Annotated in this window: 1 pseudogene; it reads right to left on the reverse strand. The window is 39.9% G+C overall.

The window, feature by feature from the left end:
- Positions 1-299: pseudogene (locus tag PGX78_RS04855) on the reverse strand (hypothetical protein); the annotation flags it as partial.
- Positions 300-459: the final 160 nt, after the last annotated feature.

Here is a 459-nt window from a genome sequence, read left to right on the forward strand (position 1 = left end):
CGAAGAAAGGCTGCTATAAGGGCCTTGGTTTCAAAAATATTATGGCAATCGTCACGGCTTTCGCAGTCCGTATCCACTTCAGTTAAATTTTTCCAGTCCGTACCTCTGAAGATAATCTGATAGTTATTGTTTGAGCTTAAATAGCCTGAACAATGAAGTCCGTTCACGTCGTCAAAGTCGACGTCACAAGTGACCTTGCCGTTTTTATCCTTACAAAGTACGCCGTTACGGCTGATTGTTAAGACGGAGCCGTCTTTTCGATTGAAAATAGCGGGATGTGTGTCGAAGGGTGAAATCATGATATTCTCCTTTGTATTTTTAAATTTATATAAACATGAAGATGTTTTATATCAGTAAGTATCGTCGATGCGCTCAGTCTGTATGAAAACGCAACTTTCGGGATAATAAGTCACCTTATAACGGACTTCCCTGTAGTTATCAAAGTCATCACCTTGATAC

The sequence above is a fragment of the Megasphaera sp. AF13-6AC genome, from assembly GCF_027685385.1.
Lineage (GTDB): Bacteria > Bacillota > Negativicutes > Veillonellales > Megasphaeraceae > Megasphaera > Megasphaera micronuciformis.